The 22,100-nt window shown below is 40.3% G+C and carries 10 protein-coding genes; 3 read left to right on the top strand and 7 right to left on the bottom strand.

The genetic code is table 11. The annotated features are described in order from the left end of the window. Positions 1 to 146: 146 nt before the first annotated feature. From B4Z47_RS11860 to B4Z47_RS11840, 5 genes are all read right to left on the bottom strand, one after another. Positions 147 to 611: a hypothetical protein gene (locus B4Z47_RS11860; RefSeq protein ID WP_112373925.1), complete on the bottom strand. Its 465-nt coding sequence runs from the start codon at positions 609 to 611 to the stop codon at positions 147 to 149. 590 nt (positions 612 to 1,201) lie between these two features. Further along, on the bottom strand, positions 1,202 to 2,476 hold the full coding sequence (locus B4Z47_RS11855; RefSeq protein ID WP_115047039.1) for a glycoside hydrolase family 88 protein: 1,275 nt from the start codon (positions 2,474 to 2,476) through the stop codon (positions 1,202 to 1,204). 41 nt (positions 2,477 to 2,517) lie between these two features. After that, positions 2,518 to 3,783 carry a DUF2264 domain-containing protein gene (locus B4Z47_RS11850; protein ID WP_115047037.1) on the bottom strand — a complete coding sequence of 422 codons (1,266 nt, stop codon included), beginning with the start codon at positions 3,781 to 3,783 and terminating at the stop codon, positions 2,518 to 2,520. Between the two features lie 186 nt (positions 3,784 to 3,969). Further along, entirely contained in the window at positions 3,970 to 5,862 is a 1,893-nt protein-coding gene (locus tag B4Z47_RS11845; RefSeq protein ID WP_115047035.1) for a RagB/SusD family nutrient uptake outer membrane protein, read from the bottom strand. 109 nt (positions 5,863 to 5,971) lie between these two features. After that, positions 5,972 to 9,313 (bottom strand): SusC/RagA family TonB-linked outer membrane protein, encoded by a 3,342-nt coding sequence (locus B4Z47_RS11840; protein WP_286727365.1) that lies wholly within the window; start codon positions 9,311 to 9,313, stop codon positions 5,972 to 5,974. A gap of 137 nt (positions 9,314 to 9,450) precedes the next feature. Between B4Z47_RS11840 and B4Z47_RS11835 the strand changes: the two genes are divergently transcribed. After that, positions 9,451 to 13,332, top strand: a complete 3,882-nt coding sequence (locus tag B4Z47_RS11835; RefSeq protein ID WP_115047031.1) for a hybrid sensor histidine kinase/response regulator transcription factor — start codon at positions 9,451 to 9,453, stop codon at positions 13,330 to 13,332. A gap of 126 nt (positions 13,333 to 13,458) precedes the next feature. Here B4Z47_RS11835 and B4Z47_RS11830 read toward each other — a convergent pair whose 3' ends face one another. Both B4Z47_RS11830 and B4Z47_RS11825 read right to left on the bottom strand, forming a co-directional pair. Further along, positions 13,459 to 14,706, bottom strand: a complete 1,248-nt coding sequence (locus B4Z47_RS11830) for a glycoside hydrolase family 88 protein (protein WP_115047029.1) — start codon at positions 14,704 to 14,706, stop codon at positions 13,459 to 13,461. A gap of 151 nt (positions 14,707 to 14,857) precedes the next feature. After that, positions 14,858 to 17,002, bottom strand: coding sequence for a glycosyl hydrolase family 95 catalytic domain-containing protein (locus B4Z47_RS11825; RefSeq protein WP_147281994.1), 2,145 nt, complete (start codon positions 17,000 to 17,002; stop codon positions 14,858 to 14,860). A 383-nt stretch (positions 17,003 to 17,385) separates the two neighbouring features. Between B4Z47_RS11825 and B4Z47_RS11820 the strand changes: the two genes are divergently transcribed. Both B4Z47_RS11820 and B4Z47_RS11815 read left to right on the top strand, forming a co-directional pair. Continuing rightward, positions 17,386 to 18,654: a Gfo/Idh/MocA family oxidoreductase gene (locus B4Z47_RS11820; RefSeq protein ID WP_046674856.1), complete on the top strand. Its 1,269-nt coding sequence runs from the start codon at positions 17,386 to 17,388 to the stop codon at positions 18,652 to 18,654. Between the two features lie 12 nt (positions 18,655 to 18,666). Beyond that, positions 18,667 to 22,068: a DUF1080 domain-containing protein gene (locus B4Z47_RS11815; RefSeq protein ID WP_115047025.1), complete on the top strand. Its 3,402-nt coding sequence runs from the start codon at positions 18,667 to 18,669 to the stop codon at positions 22,066 to 22,068. Positions 22,069 to 22,100 lie beyond the last annotated feature (32 nt).

The following is a 22,100-nucleotide window of genomic DNA, read 5'->3' as shown; positions in this document are numbered from 1 at the left end:
AAATCTGTACTAATCAAAAAGGCACATCCACCTCTGTTTTATGTGGAATAGACCCGACGCTATGTTTCAGGATATAGCCCCTGCTTCCTTAAAATAGCTGCCCCAATGAAGACATTGAGACAGCAACATTAATTATTATGTGTAACTTAATTGCTTCCGACATCTAATGAGGTACAGCCAGTATCGCTCAAATAGACATTTTCGAAAGTGTAATATTGTCCGGAGCCCGAATGACCGCAACTCATCGCATACCACATTGTTAACCAACTAGGGCAACTTGCATAAATATCATAATTTCCACTTTGAATATTAACGGGATAGGAAAGCGTATTCGCAGGGACTACAACATGCTGTGTGGTTCCTCCTGGAAAATTCCCACTAAAGGTCAAATAAATGGGGGAATTACTAAAGTTATACACATAAAAGTCGAATGTGCTACTTAGTGTTTTAATATTCGTTTTGGTATTTTTTTTTGCACCGACGTTTTCTGTAGAAATTACATTTCGTTTATTAGATAGTTTTATAGCTGGTACACTCAAATCTCTAGCTTGAACGAACAAACCGGTGACAATAAATAACGCAAAGGCTATTACAAATGATTTTTTTAACATAATTCAAAAGTGTTTATAAATAATTGACTATTTCAATAAGCTTTTTTTGAGATATAGCTTATCAACAATTGGCTTCTGCCTTAACTAAATCATAAGTGACCTCCTTTCTTTTAGATAAATTGACTAAAGTTTCTCAATCATTAGCGAATGGTGCCTCATCGTTAATAATTATGGTCGAAAAATCCATGGCGCATCGCATTAAAAAATCTTCCGTAAAAAAATAGGTTTACTATCTATAAATCCGTCCAAATGATTACTTAACCAAAGTGTACTAGTTTGAAATACAAAAACTTACCGACCTCTAAAAAAACACTAATCAGTGCAATTTCAATAAATCTGACTTTACTTTTTTCTTTTCATTCTTTATTAGATTTATGCTACTGGTAACTTATAAACGGAGCGGTATAGATCTGACAATTCGAGTGACAGATCTCGCTAAATATGATGTGTCTATCGCGACTATTATAACAGGAGATGATCCAATGAAAATATGGGGTTGGTTGGAACGGCATTTTTCCGGGTGCACGAACGGCTAAAACTGTCCCTAAAACAACACTCATTTTAGGAACAGTTTAAAGGTCCCTTATCGCCTATTGTTTAATCACTTTCTCGCCATCAAGCAATCGATTATACCGCACCAATGCTTCTACATAATAGTAATCGGCATAGGTTAAAGGCACATCTACCTCTGTTTTATGTGGAATAGAACCGACGCTATGTTTCAAGATATATCCCCCTGCTTCTTTATAATCTGCTTTGTAGGGTTTAGATGATAAAGACCGCAACATCTGCTCGGCCTTTGAAATATAGAGCTGGCTTTCACTACCTGTTGTGTATTGTGCCAATTCCAGCAAAGCCGAGGCCGTTACTGAAGCTGTCGACACATCGCGAAGATCTTTTTGGCTATAATATTTACTGTCCGGTGTAAGCTTGTTTTGGTCCATATCCCAATAGGGAATTAGATCTTTTGGAAGGTTGGGATGATTCAGATAAAACTGCGCAATATGCCGCGCTTGCTCCAAATATTTCTTGTCGCCGGTCTCACGGTACATCATCGTATAACCATAAAGTCCCCAAGACTGTCCCCTAGCCCATGCAGACTCGTCAAAAGCACCTTGGGCAGTCTTTCTCGAAATAATACGTCCATCTTTTGGATTGTAATCCACGACATGATAGGAACTATAATCTTTTCGATAGTGATTGACCATTGTTGTATTTGCATGCGTTATAGCGATATCACGATAGCGCTTATCACCTGTCATCTTGGAAACTTCCGTCAAAAACTCCAGGTTCATCATATTGTCGATGATTACCGGATAGGTCCAAGGCTGCCCATCCCAGTTTTTTCCACCGTCCCATGAACGGATAGTTTTGGGTGCTTCGTGAAAGCGTGTTGCCAACGAGGCTGCTCCAGTACTTAAAATTTCCTTATATGCAGCCGAATCTCCCGTCAAGCGTAACGCATTCCCAAAGCTGCAGTACAACATAAAGCCCAAATCATGTGTTCCCTTGTTGTTCTTTTCCTTCTCGAGTTCTTTTAATTTGCTTTTTGCTTCCGTCAAAAGTTTTTCATCCTTGGTATACTCGTATAAGTATAACACTGTACCGGGATAAAAGCCCGAGCACCACCAACTTGAACCCCAATTCACATATTTACCATCTTTATACGTCGTCGGCATATCCGATTCATTGATCGATGCGGCAAGGTAGGCGATTTGTTTATGTGCATCTTCCAAATTTGTGCGAACAAATTCTTTGTCAAGTCCCAATTTCACTGCTCCTAGGTTTCGCTGACTGGAACAGGAAATTCCCTGAATTCCTAGCCCGATCATTAAAGCTCCCGTAATATAGTGTTGTATCTTCATTTTATCCAATCCTTAATCTTTTGCTTTTTATTCTTTTTCGTTTAATAACTTACATAATAGTCTTTGGGAAATTGCTCAGCATTCCAGCATTTTTGGGAGGTCCATGGTTGTGGAGCACAGGTCCAGAACTCGGCGTTTGCTGGTAGTCCTAATGGCAAAAACGACAAGGAAGCTACATACATTGAACCTGCATTTGTATAATAATCTGCGAGATTGGATTGTTTATCACCCACCACGCCCATACGTAGCCATCCAGATGGCGCAAAGGTTTTGTCAATATAAATATGTCGAAGTATAGTCGTCAACGCTGCCCTGACCTGACCCTTCGAGATGTCTTCGGGCAACTTATTTTCTAGAGCAACTGTTGCTAGCGGCTGAAAAGCAGCATTCTTATAAGTTGATGAACGGCCAACGACAACATAATCGCCTTCTGGGGAAATCATGCGTTCCAAATGATGCGCATAACGCTGCATCCGTTTGTATGCCCGCTCATACATCTCTTTGTATTTTCCTCCCGCTGGGATATTATGACGCAGCGACTCAACCTGCATGCAATGGATTACGTACCCGTTGTAGTGATCAAAACTAAAATGGGCGCCATCGCTATACCAGCCATCTCCCACATACCATTCCTGATCAAATTTATTGACGGCATAATCGATCTTTTCTCGCGCACATTCCTCACCTATGCTGTAAAGAAATGTTTCTGTCATTGCAGCAAACAGCAGCCAATTGCTCTCATTCGGCTTAATCTTACGCAGCAGTTTAAACTCTTCGACCACTCTTTTCTTTGTAATTGGGTCCAATGGTTCCCATAAAGCTTTTGGAGCTCTCAGAAAAGCCAGCGCAAGATGTGCTGCATCTACGAGTGTTTGAGACGACGGACCTCGCCAGGTAAAATAATCCGGTGATTTAGGATCTACACCATACTGTATACCGAGTAATGCTTGATCGCGTAATTTTTTTCGCAATTTTCCTTCCTCAGTGACGTCATCCGGTAATGCCAACCAGGGTGCCATTCCTGCCAGCAAACGTCCAAACGCTTCTAGGTATCCGACTCCAGGGTCCCTACTATCAAAAGTCGGGCTCACCTCCATCGGCATATTTTTACGCCACTGCTGCTTGCTGATATTACCTAATATTGGAGCAGCCATCTTATGTAAGACAGATACCCAATAGGCGCGATCGTTTTCGTTAACGCTTGTCTTATTGTCCAAACTGCTTGCCTCTGCTTCTATTGGTAGAGACGCAGTTAATGCGCCAACTCCAGCTCCGCCTAACAATTTTAATAGGAATCTTCTCTTCATTCGATAATGGTTTATAAATTAATGTGAGCTTGATAATGCTGCACAAAACATTAAAAATCTTTAATTTAACCTAAAAAAACAAACCTAAATAAATCAATCGCTCTAGCAAACGATTGCATGAGCGATTGATAACAGCTTTTTTACAAAATCATCATGAGATTTTAAATTTAGCTGAAACGTTTTTTATTAATATACCCAGCCTGGTGTTGGCTTCAAATTTTTATTTAACTCTATTTCAGATTTTGGGACTGGCCAGGTGTACCATTGGTCACCTATCCATTCATAAGTGGTACCGCCCGTATTTTCTGTACCACCCCAAGCATGTTGTGCAAATTTTTCGTTGAACTTTGTCTCTTTCAGTGTTTTCCAACGCATTTCATCAAAAAAGTTAACTCCCTCACCAATTAATTCCCGACGCCGCTCGTCTCGTACATAATTACGTGCTTTGCTTTGATCTGAAAAAGAGGAGGCCATTGTTGGAATTCCAACCCGATCTCTGACCTGTTTTACTTTTGCCATAGCACCAGGTAAATCATTCATCTCGACTAACGCTTCTGCCCACATCAACAAAACATCTGCATAACGAATAATAGGCTCGTCTACTGGGTTTTGCTCACGACGAGCGTATTCTAAACCTTCCCCCACAAACTTGCGATGGATATACTTAAACTCAGCCTGTGCATTGGCGCTTCCCGAAGTATAATAAGTACTAGGTAAACTACTATTCAAATTAGGCTCAGCTCCAGATTGGTCCACATAGTATTTACCAGTGACCGGGAATCTATAGGTATACATACCTGCAGTAGTGGAATTGCTATTTACTCCCTGGAAAGATGCATAAGGAGTTACCACGTTATACGCTAAACGTGGATCCCTATTTGCGTAAGCTGCTTTAAGGCGTGCTTCATTCCCTTCTGGTAGGTAAAACGCCCGCGCAGTACTATTCAATTTATTCAATTCTGTATTGATTACCGTGGTAACAGTAGAATGGACATCATTTCCGTTAACTTTTTGATCCCGGATAAAAAAGACTTTTCTATTGGGAGCTCCTAAAGCATTTACCGTATTCCATTCAGGAATATAGTCTGACCAACTAAAAGGACGTACGGTAGTTCCATCAATTATTTCTTCATACAAATTAACCAAAGCTGGGGTCACTTGGAGATCTGTCCAACATCCCCGGCTATCTTTTGCCCCCTGTTGAAATGCGGCGGTATACTTCTGTACGGCCGAACCGTATCCTGAAGGTTCCTCTATATATTGAACGCTCAAAATCATCTCTTCACAACGTTCATTGGCAACTTTAAATAATTGCTTATAATTTGAGAAAAGTTTGTAGCCGCTCTCCCCAACTTTCGCAAAATCAGCAACTGCCTGATCGTATTTTTTTGTCATAAGATAAGCACGGCCACGTAGTGCATAAGCAGCACCTTTACTCACACGTCCTTCACCTTGGATTTGATTGTTTGGCAAAGCACTCTCATTGATTGCATCAGTTAAATCCTTAATAATAAGCGCCCAAACTTCCTCTTCAGAACTCTGTCCTTTGTTACCTTCTGCAGGACTAATAGGCTCGGTGTAAATAGGAACACCCAAACCATTCCGACCATACAGCTCATTGAGTCGCATGTAAAAAAAGGCTCTTAATACTTTACATTCCGCTACTAATTTGTTCTTTTTTTCCTGAGCCATCATGGCATCGGGTATATGAACAATTGCATCGTTAGCGCGATGTACGCCATCATACAACCATTTCCATTGGAATGAAAAATAGGAATTACTTGGATTCACGGCGCTGGAGAAAAGGTTATTTAAGTTATATTCACCTTGACCAGTCATACCGAATGCCTCATAAGCATAATACCCAATATTTGCAGATGTTCCTACAATTCCGTCACTTCTTACTGGACGTTGTAATGAATAGTAAACACCTATTACCCCTTGATCAACCAACGTTTCCGTTGACCACATTGTTCCCGAAGATATTTTGTCATTAGGTGCAAGGTCCAATATTTTCGTACAAGACGATAAAGAACTTGCTATACCAATTGCTATGACAGATTTTAATATTTTTTTCATCTCTATTTCTATTTTATTTGACTAAACAGAGTTTAAGATTAAGATGCTAGTCTAAGTCTTACTCTATTGAAAACTTCAAATTAACTTATCCTGCTGTTCTGAGATTAAGTTAAAAAGTTACCGATACCCCGGCGGAATATAGCTTCGCGATGGGATAAACAATCAATGAACCACCTAATTCCGGGTCCACTCCTGGAAAGTCTTTATGTTTAAATGTCAACAGATTTTCTCCTGTTACAAATACCCTTAAGTCTTTAATTTTAGCTTGATTAATCCATTTTTTAGGAAATGTATACCCCAACTGCAAAGACTTTAACTTTAAATACGAGGTATTGTACAAATAGAATGTATTAGCCTGCATGATTGAACTTGAAGAAAGCAAACGTGGGTATTTACCATTTATATTTGCATTTGGATCTGTAGCTGGATCATAATTATCATAATCGCTATTTGCTCTTACTGCATCATAAGAATAGTATTTGGTCCAGGCATCTGCTGGCAATTGATCTCCTGTATTCGCTAAGATTGATCCATTGGATCCACGCTCATTAATATAATGATAAGAGCCGACACGTCCCGCCAAAAGCATGTTTAGATCAAAACCCTTGTAAGCTGCGGTCAGATTTAAGCCAAACACAAATTTGGCAACAGAAGACTTCCCTGTGAATTCACGGTCATCATCATTACCGTATTTACCATCACCGTTCACATCCGCCATAAGCATTTGTCCATACCATATATTTGCTGCACCAGGCCCAACCGTATTATTATTAAAAGAATAATTTGCAGCAATCATAGATTTCACCCACTCCAGATCAGCTTTAGTACGGATCATTCCGTCTGTGGGTCCACCATTTGGATCTACACTTCCGTCAGATTTCATATAGGTTCCAGTTCCCGCATAAGGCCTTCTTAAAAACCACTCGTCAAGCATATGTTGTTCCACACGACGCTCATTCCCTCCTGTAGATACATCGGCTAAATTCGTATAGCGCCAAGTTGGATTACCCCATATATCGAGAGTGGATGGATCTTGCTCATACTTTAATGTGCCTTTAAAACCTGAAACTCTGTTCATGTTATAGGAAATATTACCATTTACTCCATATCTAAACTCTCCAATTTTATCGTTCCAACCTAGATTAAGTTCTATCCCTTTATTATTCATTGAAGCAGTATTGGACATAGGGGCATTGATATTACCCATTGTCAAATAAATAATAGCTGCAGTTAAGATATCAGAAGTCTTTCGGGAATACATATCAGCCTCGACACTCAAACGGCGATTTAAGAAACTGGCTTCCAACCCAAGATTGTATGTCGTTAGCTTCTCCCATGATAAACTAAGATTTTGGATAGTTTGCTGAATAACCCCATTAGCGACCGACTCGTTAAATACATTATTCACTTTCTGATAAAGAGTCTGCCAATCGTAATTTCCACTTATTGTATTCCCTAAGGTTCCATAAGACCCTCTAAGCTTTAAGTAATTAACTGTTGTTTTAGCTGGATCAAAAAAACGTTCGTTACTGATCACCCAACCTGCCGAGAAAGAAGGAAAAAATCCGGCGCGATGTCCCGGAGCAAACTTAGATGACGCATCCGAACGAAAGTTTCCTTCAAACAAATATTTACCATCGTAGGCATAATTTACCCGGCCAAAATAAGAAATCATTGCGTTCTCCGCCTTTGCATTATCTTTTCTATTTTGGTCAGAACCGCCAATGGACTCCATTGTACCTCCCGAGTTTATATCAGTAACACTCCAATCAAGTAATCCACGTTGAGTAGCATTAAAACCACTTGTCTTCGAGTAATATTGTTCATAACCTGCTAATCCACCCACATCATGTTTCCCAAAAGTATGGGCATAACGTAATAATGCATTCGCTGTATAACTCGATGATTTATAAGAAAAACGATAAGTAGTTGCCTGATCCAAATTCCCTATGCCTTCTTTAGGTTTCTCAAAGCTTTCTCTAAAACTATATCTAGGCAAGTTTTGTGAGTAATTTTCATCCTCACGCATATATTCACTGTAATTAAACCGCGCTTCGGCGACAATCCCTTTCCAAAGATCCGCGTTAGCATACCACGTACTATTGATACGTGTGTAGTTGTTTTCCCCTCCATTTGAAGCAACCTGTTGCAGAATATTGTCCTTATTTGTTGTATTAGGATCTTCACTAGCACCATATTTCCCCTGATAAATGGGGGTCATGCCTGGGAAAGCCTGTAACAAATAGGTCATCGAAGTGCTACCTGGTTGCTTATACTCCTTTGTTGCATAGGTTTGTGTACCAAAAGTAATTCTATCCGCAATTTTTGTTTCCAAATTGGTACGAATATTAAATCTTTTCATCCCAGTATTTGCCAACGTTCCAGGATTATTTTGGTATCCAGCGGACATGAGATAAGAAGATTTATCACTCCCTCCCGTTACTAAAACACCATATCGTTGATAATATTGTGGTTGAAAGAGAACCTGTGCCCAATCCGTATTTGGATAAGCTAACCAATTTGGAATGCTATTCCCAGTGATTGGATTAGTATAGATACCATTAGGATCCCCATTCGCTTTTCGCCAATCTTCAATGGTTGACAGTGTATAATCGGGAGATGTGGAAGTTGGGTTAGCATTCACTTTAGCGATGTTGTGCAGTTCCATCCAATCCGCTGTACTCGACATAAACTTTAAATCAGTTTGTGCTTGTTCACGTGCATACAATTCATTGAATGCTATTTTAGGCGCTTCACCTTTCTTCCCTTTTTTAGTGGTCACGAGAATGACACCATTTGCTGCACGAGATCCATAAATCGCTGCAGATGCCGCATCTTTCAAAATGGAAATGTTCTCAATATCATCTGTATTTAATGGAACCATATCGGCCACGGCACCATCCACAAGGATCAGAGGGTTATTATTATTGAAAGATCCTGTACCACGAATACGAATCGATACATCCTCGCTTCCAGGATTACCATTTCCTTGCGTAACACGAATGCCCGGAGCCGTTCCGCCTAAGGCCGCCGCAAGGTTCATAATAGGTCTATTGGTAAGCTTATCTGCACCAACAGTAGCGACAGATCCAGTCAAATTGACTTTTTTCTGTGTGCCATATCCTACAACCACGACTTCATCAAGTGCTGAAGTATTTTTTTCTAGACTAACATTAATTATCGAACGCCCTTTAGAATTGACTTCTTGATCCTGATAACCAATGTATGAAATCAGTATGATAGTATTTTCTGGGACAGAGATGGTATACTGACCCGTCTCATTAGTAGAAGTAGAGATCTTTCCACCCTTTTCTCGAATCGTTACACCCGCTAAAGGTGCACCTTGACTGTCTGTAATCCGCCCCGTAATCGAAATTTTCTGCTGTGCCATACTCGCACCCACAGTAAACATCATCATAGCAGACAGTCCAACTTTGTAAAACTTTGCCATACTTTAGGAAATTAGCTTTATAATAAAAATTGGTTGTTTAACTAGGCCAAAGATGGGCCTATACGCAAATTAAGAGGGGTGAAATTCATAAATATTTGGGGGTAAAATCTTAAATTTGATCCAAATACCCCATAACCATGAACATATTGCCTATTTTATCACGACAATTTCTGCTGTTGATATCCATCATTTCCCTTTGTCATGCTCAGGATCTTAAGTTTGAGACACTGAGCCAGGAGAATGTGTTGGATAAACAGGCAGTATTAACAATTGCGCAGGATAAACAGGGTAAACTTTGGTTCGGTGGTGGCGCTAACCTATTTGTATATGACTCCCAGAATATCACCAATATTTTAGTACAGGATACCGTCTTTAAAAAGATAGATTATATTAATAAGATTGGCATCAACGAAAAAAATCATCTTTTCATCGCTACGGCAACCCAACTATTCATTTTCGACATCGACAAACGTAAAGCTGTATTTAAACAAGGAAAACCTTTTCAGGAAAAAATTGTCATCACCGACATCCAGTTTTTATCAGACCAGATATTTCTATGCACTGACAAGGGGCTTTATCAGGCAATCCCGACAGCTGGCTCCTACAATCTCAAGAGAATCCTCGACCGCCCCCGAGTGCAATCGATCATCCAAACCAGCCCCAACACCTATACAGTAGCAAGTTATAAGGGCATCGAGTCTTTTTCATGGCAAAATAATCAGATCTTCCATATCCAGAATCTGATGTTTCCCCCGCTGCCGTTAAAAGAACGTATTTTCAGTGCCCAATATTTCCATCAAGGTATCTTGTGGGTTGGCACAAAATTGCACGGAATATTCCAATACAACTTCATTGATAAAAAATGGAATAACTTAACAGAATCAAACAGCAACCTACTGAGCAATAACATCAGAAAAATAGTCCCAACCAAACAAGGAGATCTCTTGATCGGTACACTAAAAGGACTCTCCATCTTTAACGGCTCGCCACATTTCCTAAACTATAAACACAATACCTCCGTCAAAAACTCATTGAGTCAAAATTCCATCTATGATATCTTCATAGATCGCCAACAGATCACTTGGATAGGAACTTATTTTGGAGGAATCAATGCCATCTACCCCGATCTCATCCCCATACAGCATTACTCAACACGTTCGCACACTGCTCTCAGCCTCAGTAGCGATATCACCGGCAGTTTTGCTGAGTCAGAAAATGCGTTTTGGATCGGAACAGAAGAAGAAGGAATCAACAAAATTGACAAAATAACTGGAGTAACTTCACCTTTATCAAAATTAACCCAGTCAAACCTGATCAAGGACCTCTATGTTCGCGATAATAAAATCTACGCGGCACAATATGGCGGCGGCTATTCCATTATCGATGCACAATCTGGAAATGCACAGCATTTTTACCTCGAAAAAGAACTCCTAAATCTCAAAAATAACATCTACAGCATTTACGTCGATCCGACACACCGTATTTACCTTGGAACCAACAAAGGGCTCTATATCGTGGAGCCAGGAAAACCTGCAACGTATCATGCTGCATTAAAAACAGGTACAATTGATGATATCCAAGCTGATCATAAACAGCAGACCTATTTTCTTAGAGGCGGGACACTTTTTCGCAAAAAACCGAATGAATCAAACATACGACCAATAAAACAGCTTGATACATTAGCCCTGGGTGGATTTTATGTGCATCCGAATGGTGACATCTGGCTGACGTCAAAAGAAGATCTTTATCATCTTGATCAGCACGATAAGCTTACCAAAGTATCACGTTTTCCAAACAATTCCTTAGGCTGGCCCATCATTGTGAACAATCAAGTGTGGCTTACAAGTAAAAATGGATTAATATGCTACAATCCCAAAACAAAACAGCGTTATCTCCTGAATCAATATGACGGTTTACCGGTCAAAAATCTACTTGGTGCCAAAGTCTTTGCCAGCAAAGCAGGAACACTATTCGTCACGACACTAAATGGTGTAGTTTCTCTAGATACCCGAAAAATTATCTTTAATCAGAACATCCCCGAAGTACTCTTTCGAAATATCTTTCTCGAAGACACGCCATTGAACTACGGACGTTTACAGAAAACGTCAGACCCCAACAGCTACCAGCTCAAACTCCGACACGATGAAAACTTTGTAACGATTAATTTCTCAGGTTCCAATTTCATCAAACCGCAGAAGAACAGATACCGCTATAAGCTCGAAGGTTTCGACAAGGATTGGGTTGAAACAAATACCCCCTCTATACGATATACCAATATTCCTACAGGTATGCACACCTTGACCATTTTCGCCAGTAACAACGATGGTATCTGGAGCAGCATACCCCTGCGGATCAATATCGATATTAAACCTCCCTTTTGGAGGACCTGGTGGGCCTATCTTTTGTATGCCGGCTTGTTTACTCTCGGTGTACATTTTGTTATCAAGTTTGTTGTCGAACGTGAGATGTTGATCAACTCAGAACGGGAACAGGAAAAGAAAATAAAGTTCTTCACACAGATATCCCACGAAATCCGTACACCACTGACTTTGATAACGGCTCCTTTGGATGAAATTATTTCCGAAACAGCCAATCTTACTTCTACCCAGAACAAGGTAAAACGGATAAAAAAGAATGCCAGTAAACTCCTGGGTGTTATCAACGAGCTACTGGATTTTAAAAAATTCGATGACAAACACTTTGTACTGAAGAAAACAGACATCTCTTTTCGGGAATATATAGAAGATACATTCTACCTATTAAATGACCTTGCAAAAGCAAAACACCTCAACTACTATATCCGGCAGCTGGATGCTGTGGGGCTACAATCCATAGATACTGTACAATTTGATAAAGTCATGTTTAACCTCTTATCAAATGCGATCAAGTACACACCAGAACATGGCACAGTTTATCTGGATCTTATCGAAAATGATCACACAATAGCGATCAGTATTATCGATAATGGTATCGGTATCGCTACCGACAACCAATTTAAAATATTTGAAGAGTACTATCGTGAAGAACAGGCTAATGACGTGATCGGAACAGGTATTGGTCTAGCACTTACCAAACAAATTGTGCAGCAGCACGAAGGAGATATTCGCTGCTCAACGATGAATGATGAAAAAGGCCAATGGACTGTATTTACTGTTAGTCTCCCCAAGCAAATAAACCAAAAAACCGGAGTTATACCGCTAGAAATATTAACAAAAGAGACAGAGGAAGCAAACACAACGAATTTAGGCACGCTGGATATTTCCTTAAAGCAGACCATCTTGATTGTAGAGGACAATAGCGAATTATTAGCAGCCGTTGTCAGTCTATTTGAGGAGAGTTTCAGCATTATTACTGCTGTCAATGGTGAGGAAGCCCTTTCTAAAGCATTGGAATATATCCCTGATCTGATTATTTCGGATCTGATGATGCCTTACATGGACGGTGCTCAGCTATGCCAGGCCATTAAAACAAATATGACGACCTGCCATATACCATTCATCTTGCTGACTGCTGTAACCGACAACGATTCCCAAACTTTGGCCTTAGAGCATGGCGCAAACATCTATTTGACAAAACCTTTCGACAATAAACAGCTTTTTCTTTCTGCACACAATCTCATAGCGGTCAGTCAGAAAAGAAGCAAGGAATTTGAAGTCAAAACGGCTATATTCGACAATGAACTCGATGCACAATTTATCTCATCCCTAAATCAGTTGATTGAAGAAAATATCCAATCAGATGGCTTTGATGTCAATTTTATAGCGCGAACAATGGGAATGAGCGCACCAATCCTCTATCGCAAGCTAAAAGCCATATCCAATTTGTCACTCAATAATTATGTAAAAACGTATAGGCTAAACAAAGCGAAAGAGTTACTAACATCCGCAATGAATATCAGTGAAATCGCTTATGCCGTAGGCTTTTCCGACAGGAAATACTTCAGTAAGGAATTTAAAAAACAGTTCGGATACAATCCGTCAGAGCAAACAACAAATTCTAGCCAGACCACTGAAACTTAGTGATATTTCAAAGTAGTCTAGATCCTATCCCATAAAAAAAGAGATGTCTCTAACATCTCTTTTTTTATCTATACCTGTGTACTTAAAACGAGTTAATTTATCAACGACAAGCTTTCTTTGATGGTCCTATTTAGCGATCTCTTTGATCATTGGCTCTCCTGACAATAGGCGTTGATAACGCACCAAGGCTTCAACATAGTAATAATCTGCATAAGTCAAAGGCACATCGATTTCGGAATTCAATGGCAACGCTCCAACACTATGTTGTAAAATGTAACCGCCGTTTTGACCATAAGGAGCAAGATAAGGCGCCTTCGACAGGTTTTTAAGAATAATTTCTGCTTTGTTAAAATAGTTCACAGCCTCACTTCCCTTTGTGTATTGCGAAAGTTCTAATAAAGCCGATGCATACAATGCCGCTGCCGACACATCCCGAAGGTCCTTATTTGGATACATTTTGTCCGACTGCGCAATTTTATCTTTATCAAAATCCCAGTAAGGAACCAGATCAGCAGGCATATTTGGGTTACTTAAGATATATTTTGCGATTTGCTGTGCCTGCTTCAAAAATTCTTTCTTCTTGGTTTCGCGATACATCATCGTATAACCATAGAGTGCCCATCCCTGCCCTCTTGACCATGCCGATTCATCAAATGCACCCTGATGTGTTTTTTTTCCAATAGCCTTACCAGTCTTCTTATCATAATCGATCACATGGTAGGAACTATAATCTTTTCTGAAGTGATTTTTCAAGGTTGTTTCGGCATGAGCTACCGCAATGTCATAGAATTTTTTATCTCCAGTCATTTTAGATACCTGTGTCAAAAATTCCAAATTCATCATGTTATCAATGATTACAGGATATTGCCATGATCCGTGATCCCAAGAACGAATTGTTTTGGTAACGGGACTATAGCGAGATGCTAGGGAATTCGCACCAGTGCTGAGTATCGGCTCATACTTTTGCGTATCTCCCGTGAGACGAAGTGCATTTCCAAAACTACAGAATAACATAAATCCTAAGTCATGCGTACCCTTGGTGTTCTTTTCTTTCTCCAGATACGTCAATTTCTCAGTTGCTTTCTTTAATAATCCCTCATCTTTGGTGCCTTCATATAAATACAGCAATGTCCCCGGATAGAAGCCCGAACACCACCAACTGGATGAAGAAAATACCTCTTTCCCATTTTCGAAAGTTTTTGGAAACTTTTCTGCCGGCGTTTCATTCGCCAGGACTTTTATTTGCTTTGCTGCAGCATCTAACTGTTGCTGAATGAACTCTTTGGATAGATTCGGTTTTGCTGTTTGGGCCTGAACGACAGTCGAAGTGCCCAAAACGGCCAATAATAACACAGAAAGTTGTTTTAATTTCATTATTTTTTATTCGTTTATTTTTATTTGGTCAGCGCATGAGCGCGTCAATTCTATAGTTAAATAATCAGCTCTTTTCTCCATTTTAATATGGAGCGTGGGTTCAAAGCATCTGCCTATCCAGCTTTTCCTGTCTTCCTTTCTCTAAGCTCGATTATCCATGTGCGTTGATCAAAGCGACTGCTCCCTTATCGAGCTGCAGATCAATTATTCCGTCTTGCGCTACAGTAAAGGTACCTTTTCCCTGTATTTTTACCTCTGGTGTTCCGATATCGGATTTTAAACATAGACGACCGCCATATTGACTTCGGATTTGGATGCCGACCGTTTTTCCATTTTTACGCTCCGCTGATACGAGATTTCCACCATCTGTCAAAAAATTGGTAAAGGAAACATCCTTCCATTTAGAAGGAATTGCAGGAAACACACGTAATATGCCATTCCAATACTGCATACACAGTTCTTGAATACTCGCCATCGCTGCGAGTGGGGTTTCTATCACCGGACCGCTTTCGGCATATAGTGTATTGGATTTAATATATTTCTGTAACAAAACATCCAGCGAAGCCAAAGCCGAATCTCCTCTCCCCATCATGGCATACATTGAGGCAGCACCCGTAAATGAATAGCCCTGTAACCATTGCTTTTGGCTCTGCCAATGTGCAATAGAACGTTCAATAAGCGCTTGGTTATTTGCCTGATCCCAGTTTATGTCGTAAAACGGATAAATCATCATGAGATGCGAATAATGACGATGCGACTCACCATAGGGAAGGTCTCTTGCGATCATAAAGCCATCGGCATCTTGTGGATAATCAATCAAGTTGGCTAACACGTCTTTCCAGACCGCATAAAGTTTATCCTTGCCGCCTCTTTCTTGATCCAGCTCTATAAGTGTCTTGAGTCCCCACCTGAAAATGGAAAGATCATAATTTGTATCATAAGCATAACCTTTAGGGTATTCCGGTGAATAGGTTTTCACCCCGATATGGTATTTACCCTGTTGGTCCTTTTGCAATAAGTGCAAATGATAATTTATAGCTTCCTTCAGTAGCGGGAACAAGCGATCATATACTTCCTGAGAAAGGGTCGCTCGATAATACTGATAATAACTATGCAGAAGCCAAACGAGATTTCCCAATTCTTTTTCTCCATCGGAAGCGCCTTCCAGCGCAACATTTTTTGCCAGAAGAACCGGACTCCATAAACTTGGTCCCGAGGAGCGACCTACAGCCAAACTATTATAGCGATAAGGCTCGGGAACATTTTGTCTTAGCTTATCTTTATTTCGATCAATCATCTGGATCAACGAGTTTGCAATACCGAGCTGGTTGGCTTTGAAAACTGGTGAATAAGCAAGTTGCATATTAAGATTAAGCCAGTAAGCTGGCCAAGGAGTTGGACTCGTCCATGGCCCCTGTAAATCCATGGCGGGTTTATCTGACCTTGTTGCACTGGCAAGCTTATACAGTTGCATATCATAAAACCGCTGATAAACCGTATCTGGCAATTCTAGCGTCGATGCCTTAAAATAGTTTGTCCACCACTTGCGATGGGATGCCAGTCCTTTCGTTAACTGTAGAGCATTAAAATTCCGAACATAATGAATCGCCTTTTTGAAATAAGCAGTCCCATGCTGGCTATAATCTACAGTAATTAAATAGGTATCCACTTCTTTATCAGATTTGCTCCAATAAGCCGTTACATACCCTCCCCCCGCTAAGAGAGGCTGGTCAAAATATTTAATTCCGCCTTGTGTACCAAAACTGCCTTTTGGATTTGTCGGATAGTTTTTCGGTTTTTGCGTATAGCTGAATCCCATCCTTGGGCTGATGGCTTCGTCGGGTTTCCATGTAAGCTGGTAATTCCCGTTAAAATCTTTTTTAAATACCTCCAGCAAGATAATATTGTCATTCGATAAGGTGGTTGTCCGAATTCTCATTATGCCCTTATCCGTGCTGACTTTCGCATCTGCATAAGCATCTTTTAAATAAATTTCTCCTTGTGCCTGTACAATCGGGCTTTCAAATTCCATTTCAAAATGACCTAACGACATACGCGCCTGATCAAACAATTTATCGGCCGAATTCGCGCGATGATCATAAACATCAGTTCGTCCAATATCCACACGCATTGAATTCTTGCCGGCTAAGTAAGTCATCGTTCCCAGTAGACCATTTCCGGTAAATACACCTTCATAGATCGTATGACCCAACACGGGAATTCTAAATTGAGCTGATCCTCCAAATGGCCGGCATAGGATGCAAACGAGTAAAAATAGTATTCTTAGATTCATCATTAGGATTTAATGCTATCAGAGCGACCATAAAGATGCTGGATTATTCGACTGAAATCAAGCCTCTTTTACGAAAACGATTGAGAAAAATTGATCGGTAGGGCTTTCCGAATCTATCCGACAGGTCGGTTACCAAGCTGAAATGTAACAATTTAGCAGACACAATGACGTGGCATAGGCAAAAATTGGACACTATATATGAAAGAAATGAATTCAACAGTATTCTTTTGTTATTTTTTAATAAAACACAAATAAACAATACGTAAAATTTTAGTTATCAGTTTACATTTATCAGTTTTTTATCTATTTTTAAGATTAAATATCCAATGCCGTTATTTTTAACAGCCTAATAGTGGATCAATTATAAAACAACTAATCCAACCAAAATGAAAGAACAGAATTCATCAAGGCGTGATTTCATAAAAAAATCCGTGGTCGGTGCTGCGGCATTTTCTATTGTACCACGCTTTGTACTCGGAGGACAGGGCTATCTTGCTCCGAGCGACCATCTAACCAAAGGTGTAATTGGTGTCGGCAATATGGGGCGTGGACACTTTGGCTACGCCGGAACTAAAACAGTAGCTATTTGTGATGTGGACAAAACCCATCTGGCGGCAGCACAAGCAGACTTAGGCGGTGGTGTGAAGGAATACCATGACTTTAGGGAGTTGATTAAATCTCCGGAAGTAGATATCGTACATATTGCTACTCCGCCACATTGGCATGGACTGATGTCCATTGAAGCGGCAAAAGCAGGAAAAGATATCTGGTGTGAAAAACCGATGACACGCACTATCGGTGAAGGTAAAAAAGTGAAAGAAGCCATTGCACAGCATGGTAATATCTTTCGTTTAAATACCTGGTTTCGTTTTAAGGATGATTTTTATGGAATGAATGTTCCCGTAAGCAAAATCAAAAAATTAGTTGATACAGGGATGTTGGGTTGGCCTTTGAAAGTGACGATAAGCAAACATACGGGCTTTGACTGGAAATTTTATTGGGTAGGAAAGGAAAACCTACCGGAAGAGAAAGTACCAGCGGAACTTGACTACGATTTTTGGCTAGGCCCAGCACCATACAAACCTTATAATAAGCACCGTGTACATACGACCTTTAGAGGATATTGGGATTATGATGGCGGCGGCCTAGGAGATATGGGACAACACTATATGGATCCTGTTCAATACTTCTTAGGAAAAGACAACGAAAGTCCCGTTACTGTTGACGTTGATGCTCCGCAGCAACATCCGGATGCCGTGGGCACATGGAGACGAATTACATTTACCTATGCCGATGGTTGTCAGATCATTCTAGATGGTGAAGCGAAAGATGAAAAGGCAGCCTATATTGAAGGTCCAAAAGGTAAATTATATCGAGGGTTTCAATCAGATATACCAGATTTGGAAAGAAAACTTGCACAATATCCTGAACCAGCACCACAGATTACCGACTTCCTGGAATCTGTGCGCACAAGAGAAAAGTTTGCACTGAATGAAATCAATGGACACCGTTCTTGTACTTTGGTCAACATGGGGTTAGCAGCATTGCGACTAAACAGATCATTAAAATACGACTCTCAAAACGAGCTATTTATTAATGATGACGCCGCAAATAGATTGATTCACCAACCAATGAGAGGCCCTTGGTCTATTTAAAAAGAAATCCCAATGAAAAGAATATTCAATTCGCTGACTGTATTGCTTCTTATATCTAGTGCAACTTACGCTCAGCAACCACAAAATAGAACGACTGCAACCAAAATAGCAGACGTATTGGCACAGCAGCCTGCCGAAGACAAAGAAAAATTTTTGCTTGCCATGCATGAGTTGGAAGGTTTTTCGTCTGACGACGTTGTCACTTTCCTCAAGGGACTTAAAGCACCGGGAAGCAATAATGCTCCGATAGAATTTGCAGCAAACAGCTATTCATTCTATGTAAATCAACCAGGTAAAGAACAGCATAAAAGAGTTTTTGTTGAAGGTTTGGCAAAATCCATCTCGCAATTGAGTGAACCAACAAATCAGGTCTTTGCCCTACGCCTATTACGTCAATGTGCAGATAATACCGCTATACCCGCTGTCGCAAATTGCTTGGCAAACGATTATCTTGCCGATGCTGCAGCGAGAACTCTGGTATCTATTCGTACCCCTGAGTCGACAGCAGCATTAGAAAAAGCTTTAGCTGCGTCAACGACAGAGAAAACTGCTATTGCCTTAGTTACTGCACTCGGAGATTTAAAGGATAAAAATGCTGAAAATGCTATTTTGGGATTGACCAAAAAATATAATTCGGACGGTTTTCAACGGACAGCATTAATCGCATTAAGCAAAATAGGTGGCACAGCTTCTGAATCGCTGTTCCAGGAAAAACTAACTGCTGCAGGTTACAGCTACGACAAATTTGATGCGGTTGGTCTTGGTATCGACTATGCCCAAGCATTGATCGACAATAAGCATGATCAAGATGCAATCAAGTTTCTGAACAAATTTTTCCAAGAATCCCAAAAAGCCAAATCAATCAACGGTCAAATTGCATCGCTTAAATTATTGACAACTCTTGACCCGGCGAAACAACAAAAGAACTTATTAGCAGCAGTTAAGAGCGATAATGGTGCTTACCGTAACATTGCTTTACAATTACTCGGAAAATACGGAAAGGGCAGCGACGCAAAAAGCTTGCTTGCTTTAGCAAGCAAGGGTACGCCTGAAGTTCAAGAAAGTGTATTGAACTACTTAGCCCACAATGGTTCGGCAAGCAGTTTAAAACTAATCCAGGCGTTAGTAAATAAAACACAATCTCCAGTAACTAAATTAGCTGGATTAAGTGCACTAAATACACTATCACAGGGAAAAGAAACCAATACTTTAATCCAGGCTCTCAACACAGATCAACAGTTCAACAATTCGGTAAAGGCGTTGATCCTATCATCTAAAGATGCAAATGTTGTTACCGATGTCAACAATGCGCTCGCCACGGTAGATGACGACAAAAAGATTCAATTACTGGATATTTTAAGTAAACGTTCCAACTATGCGTCATCCAAAGCTGTATTAGCAATAAAGAGTTCAAATCCTGCTGTCGAAGAAGCGATCAACAAAGCACTTCCCAATGTTGCCCAGGAGTCGGATTTAGAAGAACTATTCAATAGGCTAAACAATACGACAGATAATAAATCTGCCGTTCTATTGCAGCGTGCCATTGTCAATGTGATTCAGTCAAGCACAAATTCAAAAGGATTAACAGAAAAACTAGCAACTAATATAGCGAAATCAGCAGCGCCTAATACCGCTAAATATTTCCCTATTTTTGCTGGGCTTGGTGACGCACAGTCATTGAAAGCTGTAACTGCATACCTTAACAATAATAATACAAGTCTACGGTCAGCAGCAATTGAATCTTTGGCTGGCTGGTCTTCCTCCAACGCACTTCCAGAATTGGTATCTCTTTCCCGAACAGAAAAAGACGATAATCTGTTCAATACGGTATACCGGGGATTAATTAAATCAATTTCTTCTTCTTCGAATACGCCTGAACAGAAAACGTTGTTATTAAGAGATGCATTCAGCGTTGCCAAAACAGCAGATCAGAAAAAAGCAGCATTATCGGTGTTACAACCTACAGGAACATACCAGTCTTTAGTTTTTGCCGCCGACTTAATGAACGATGCACAACTGGGCGGAACTGCTGCCAATGTAGCAATGAACATTGCAATGGACAACAAGTTCTATGGAAAAAAGGTCAGAGAGGTTCTTGAACAGGTAATCGGTAAATTGTCGGGTAGTGAAAGTGGATACCTTAAAGAAGCCGTTGTTCGCTATCTCGCTGAAATGCCCATCAAAGAGGGTTACGTTTCGATGTTCAATGGTAAAGACCTAAGTGGCTGGAAAGGTTTGGTAGCGGATCCGATCAAACGTAGTAAGATGAACGAGAAAACTTTAGCAGCAGAACAAGCTAAAGCCGATGACATCATGCGCAAAGGCTGGACAGCATCCAATGGCGAAATTACCTTCAGTGGTAAAGGAGATAACCTGGCTACCGTAAAAAAATATGGCGATTTTGAAATGCTTGTAGATTGGAAATTGGAGAACTATGGTGGTATAGAAGGTGATGCCGGTATTTACTTGAGAGGTACTCCACAAGTACAGATTTGGGATATTGCGAATACAAGAGTCGGTGCCCAAGTTGGCTCTGGTGGATTATATAACAACCAGAAAAATGAAAGCAAACCATTGAAGGTTGCCGACAATGCTACCGGCGAATGGAATACGTTTAAAATCAAAATGGTAGACGATAAAGTCACGGTTTGGTTAAATGGACAGTTAGTAACTGATAATATTCCTCTTGAAAACTATTGGGATAGAAACCAATCCATTTTCCCTACCGAACAAATTGAGTTACAAGCGCATGGTTCAGTTGTTTATTATAGAGATCTTTTTATCAAGGAATTCCCAAGAAAGCAAATCTTTAAATTGAGCGATCAAGAGAAAAAAGAAGGTTTTGAAGTACTTTTTGATGGAACAAACCTCGACAAGTGGACAGAAAACCAAGCCTATGTCATCAATGACGAAGGTTATATCTGGGTGTATCCAAATGCAAAATTTGGTGGAAACCTCTACACAAAAGAAGAATACGCAGACTTCATTTATCGCTTCGACTTCAAATTGACCCCTGGTGCCAACAATGGTGTGGGAATAAGGGCTCCTCTAGAGGGGGACGCCGCATATGAGGCAATGGAAATCCAGGTACTTGATGATGGCGCAGATGTTTATAAAGACTTGAAGCAATACCAATATCACGGTTCGATTTATGGTGTTGTTCCTGCCAAAAAAGGTCATTTAAAACCTGTAGGTGAATGGAACTCCGAGGAAATAGTCGTGAAAGGAAATCGTATCAAAGTTACACTAAATGGCGCTGTTATTGTTGATGCGGATACCGCCGAGGCAAGCAAAAACGGAACCTTGGATGGCAAACAACATCCTGGACTTAAACGAACCTCTGGTCATATCGGGTTCCTTGGACACGGTACCGAAGTATTCTTTAAAGATATTCGAGTAAAAAAACTCAAATAGTCTTAACTTATACGTAGAAAGGGGATAAGGAA

Origin of the sequence: Sphingobacterium sp. UBA2610 (assembly GCF_002339225.1) — a bacterium.
Classification (GTDB): Bacteria; Bacteroidota; Bacteroidia; order Sphingobacteriales; family Sphingobacteriaceae; genus Sphingobacterium; species Sphingobacterium multivorum.
Note: the sequence above shows the minus strand (reverse complement) of the source record. Positions and strands in the feature narration are given on the sequence as shown.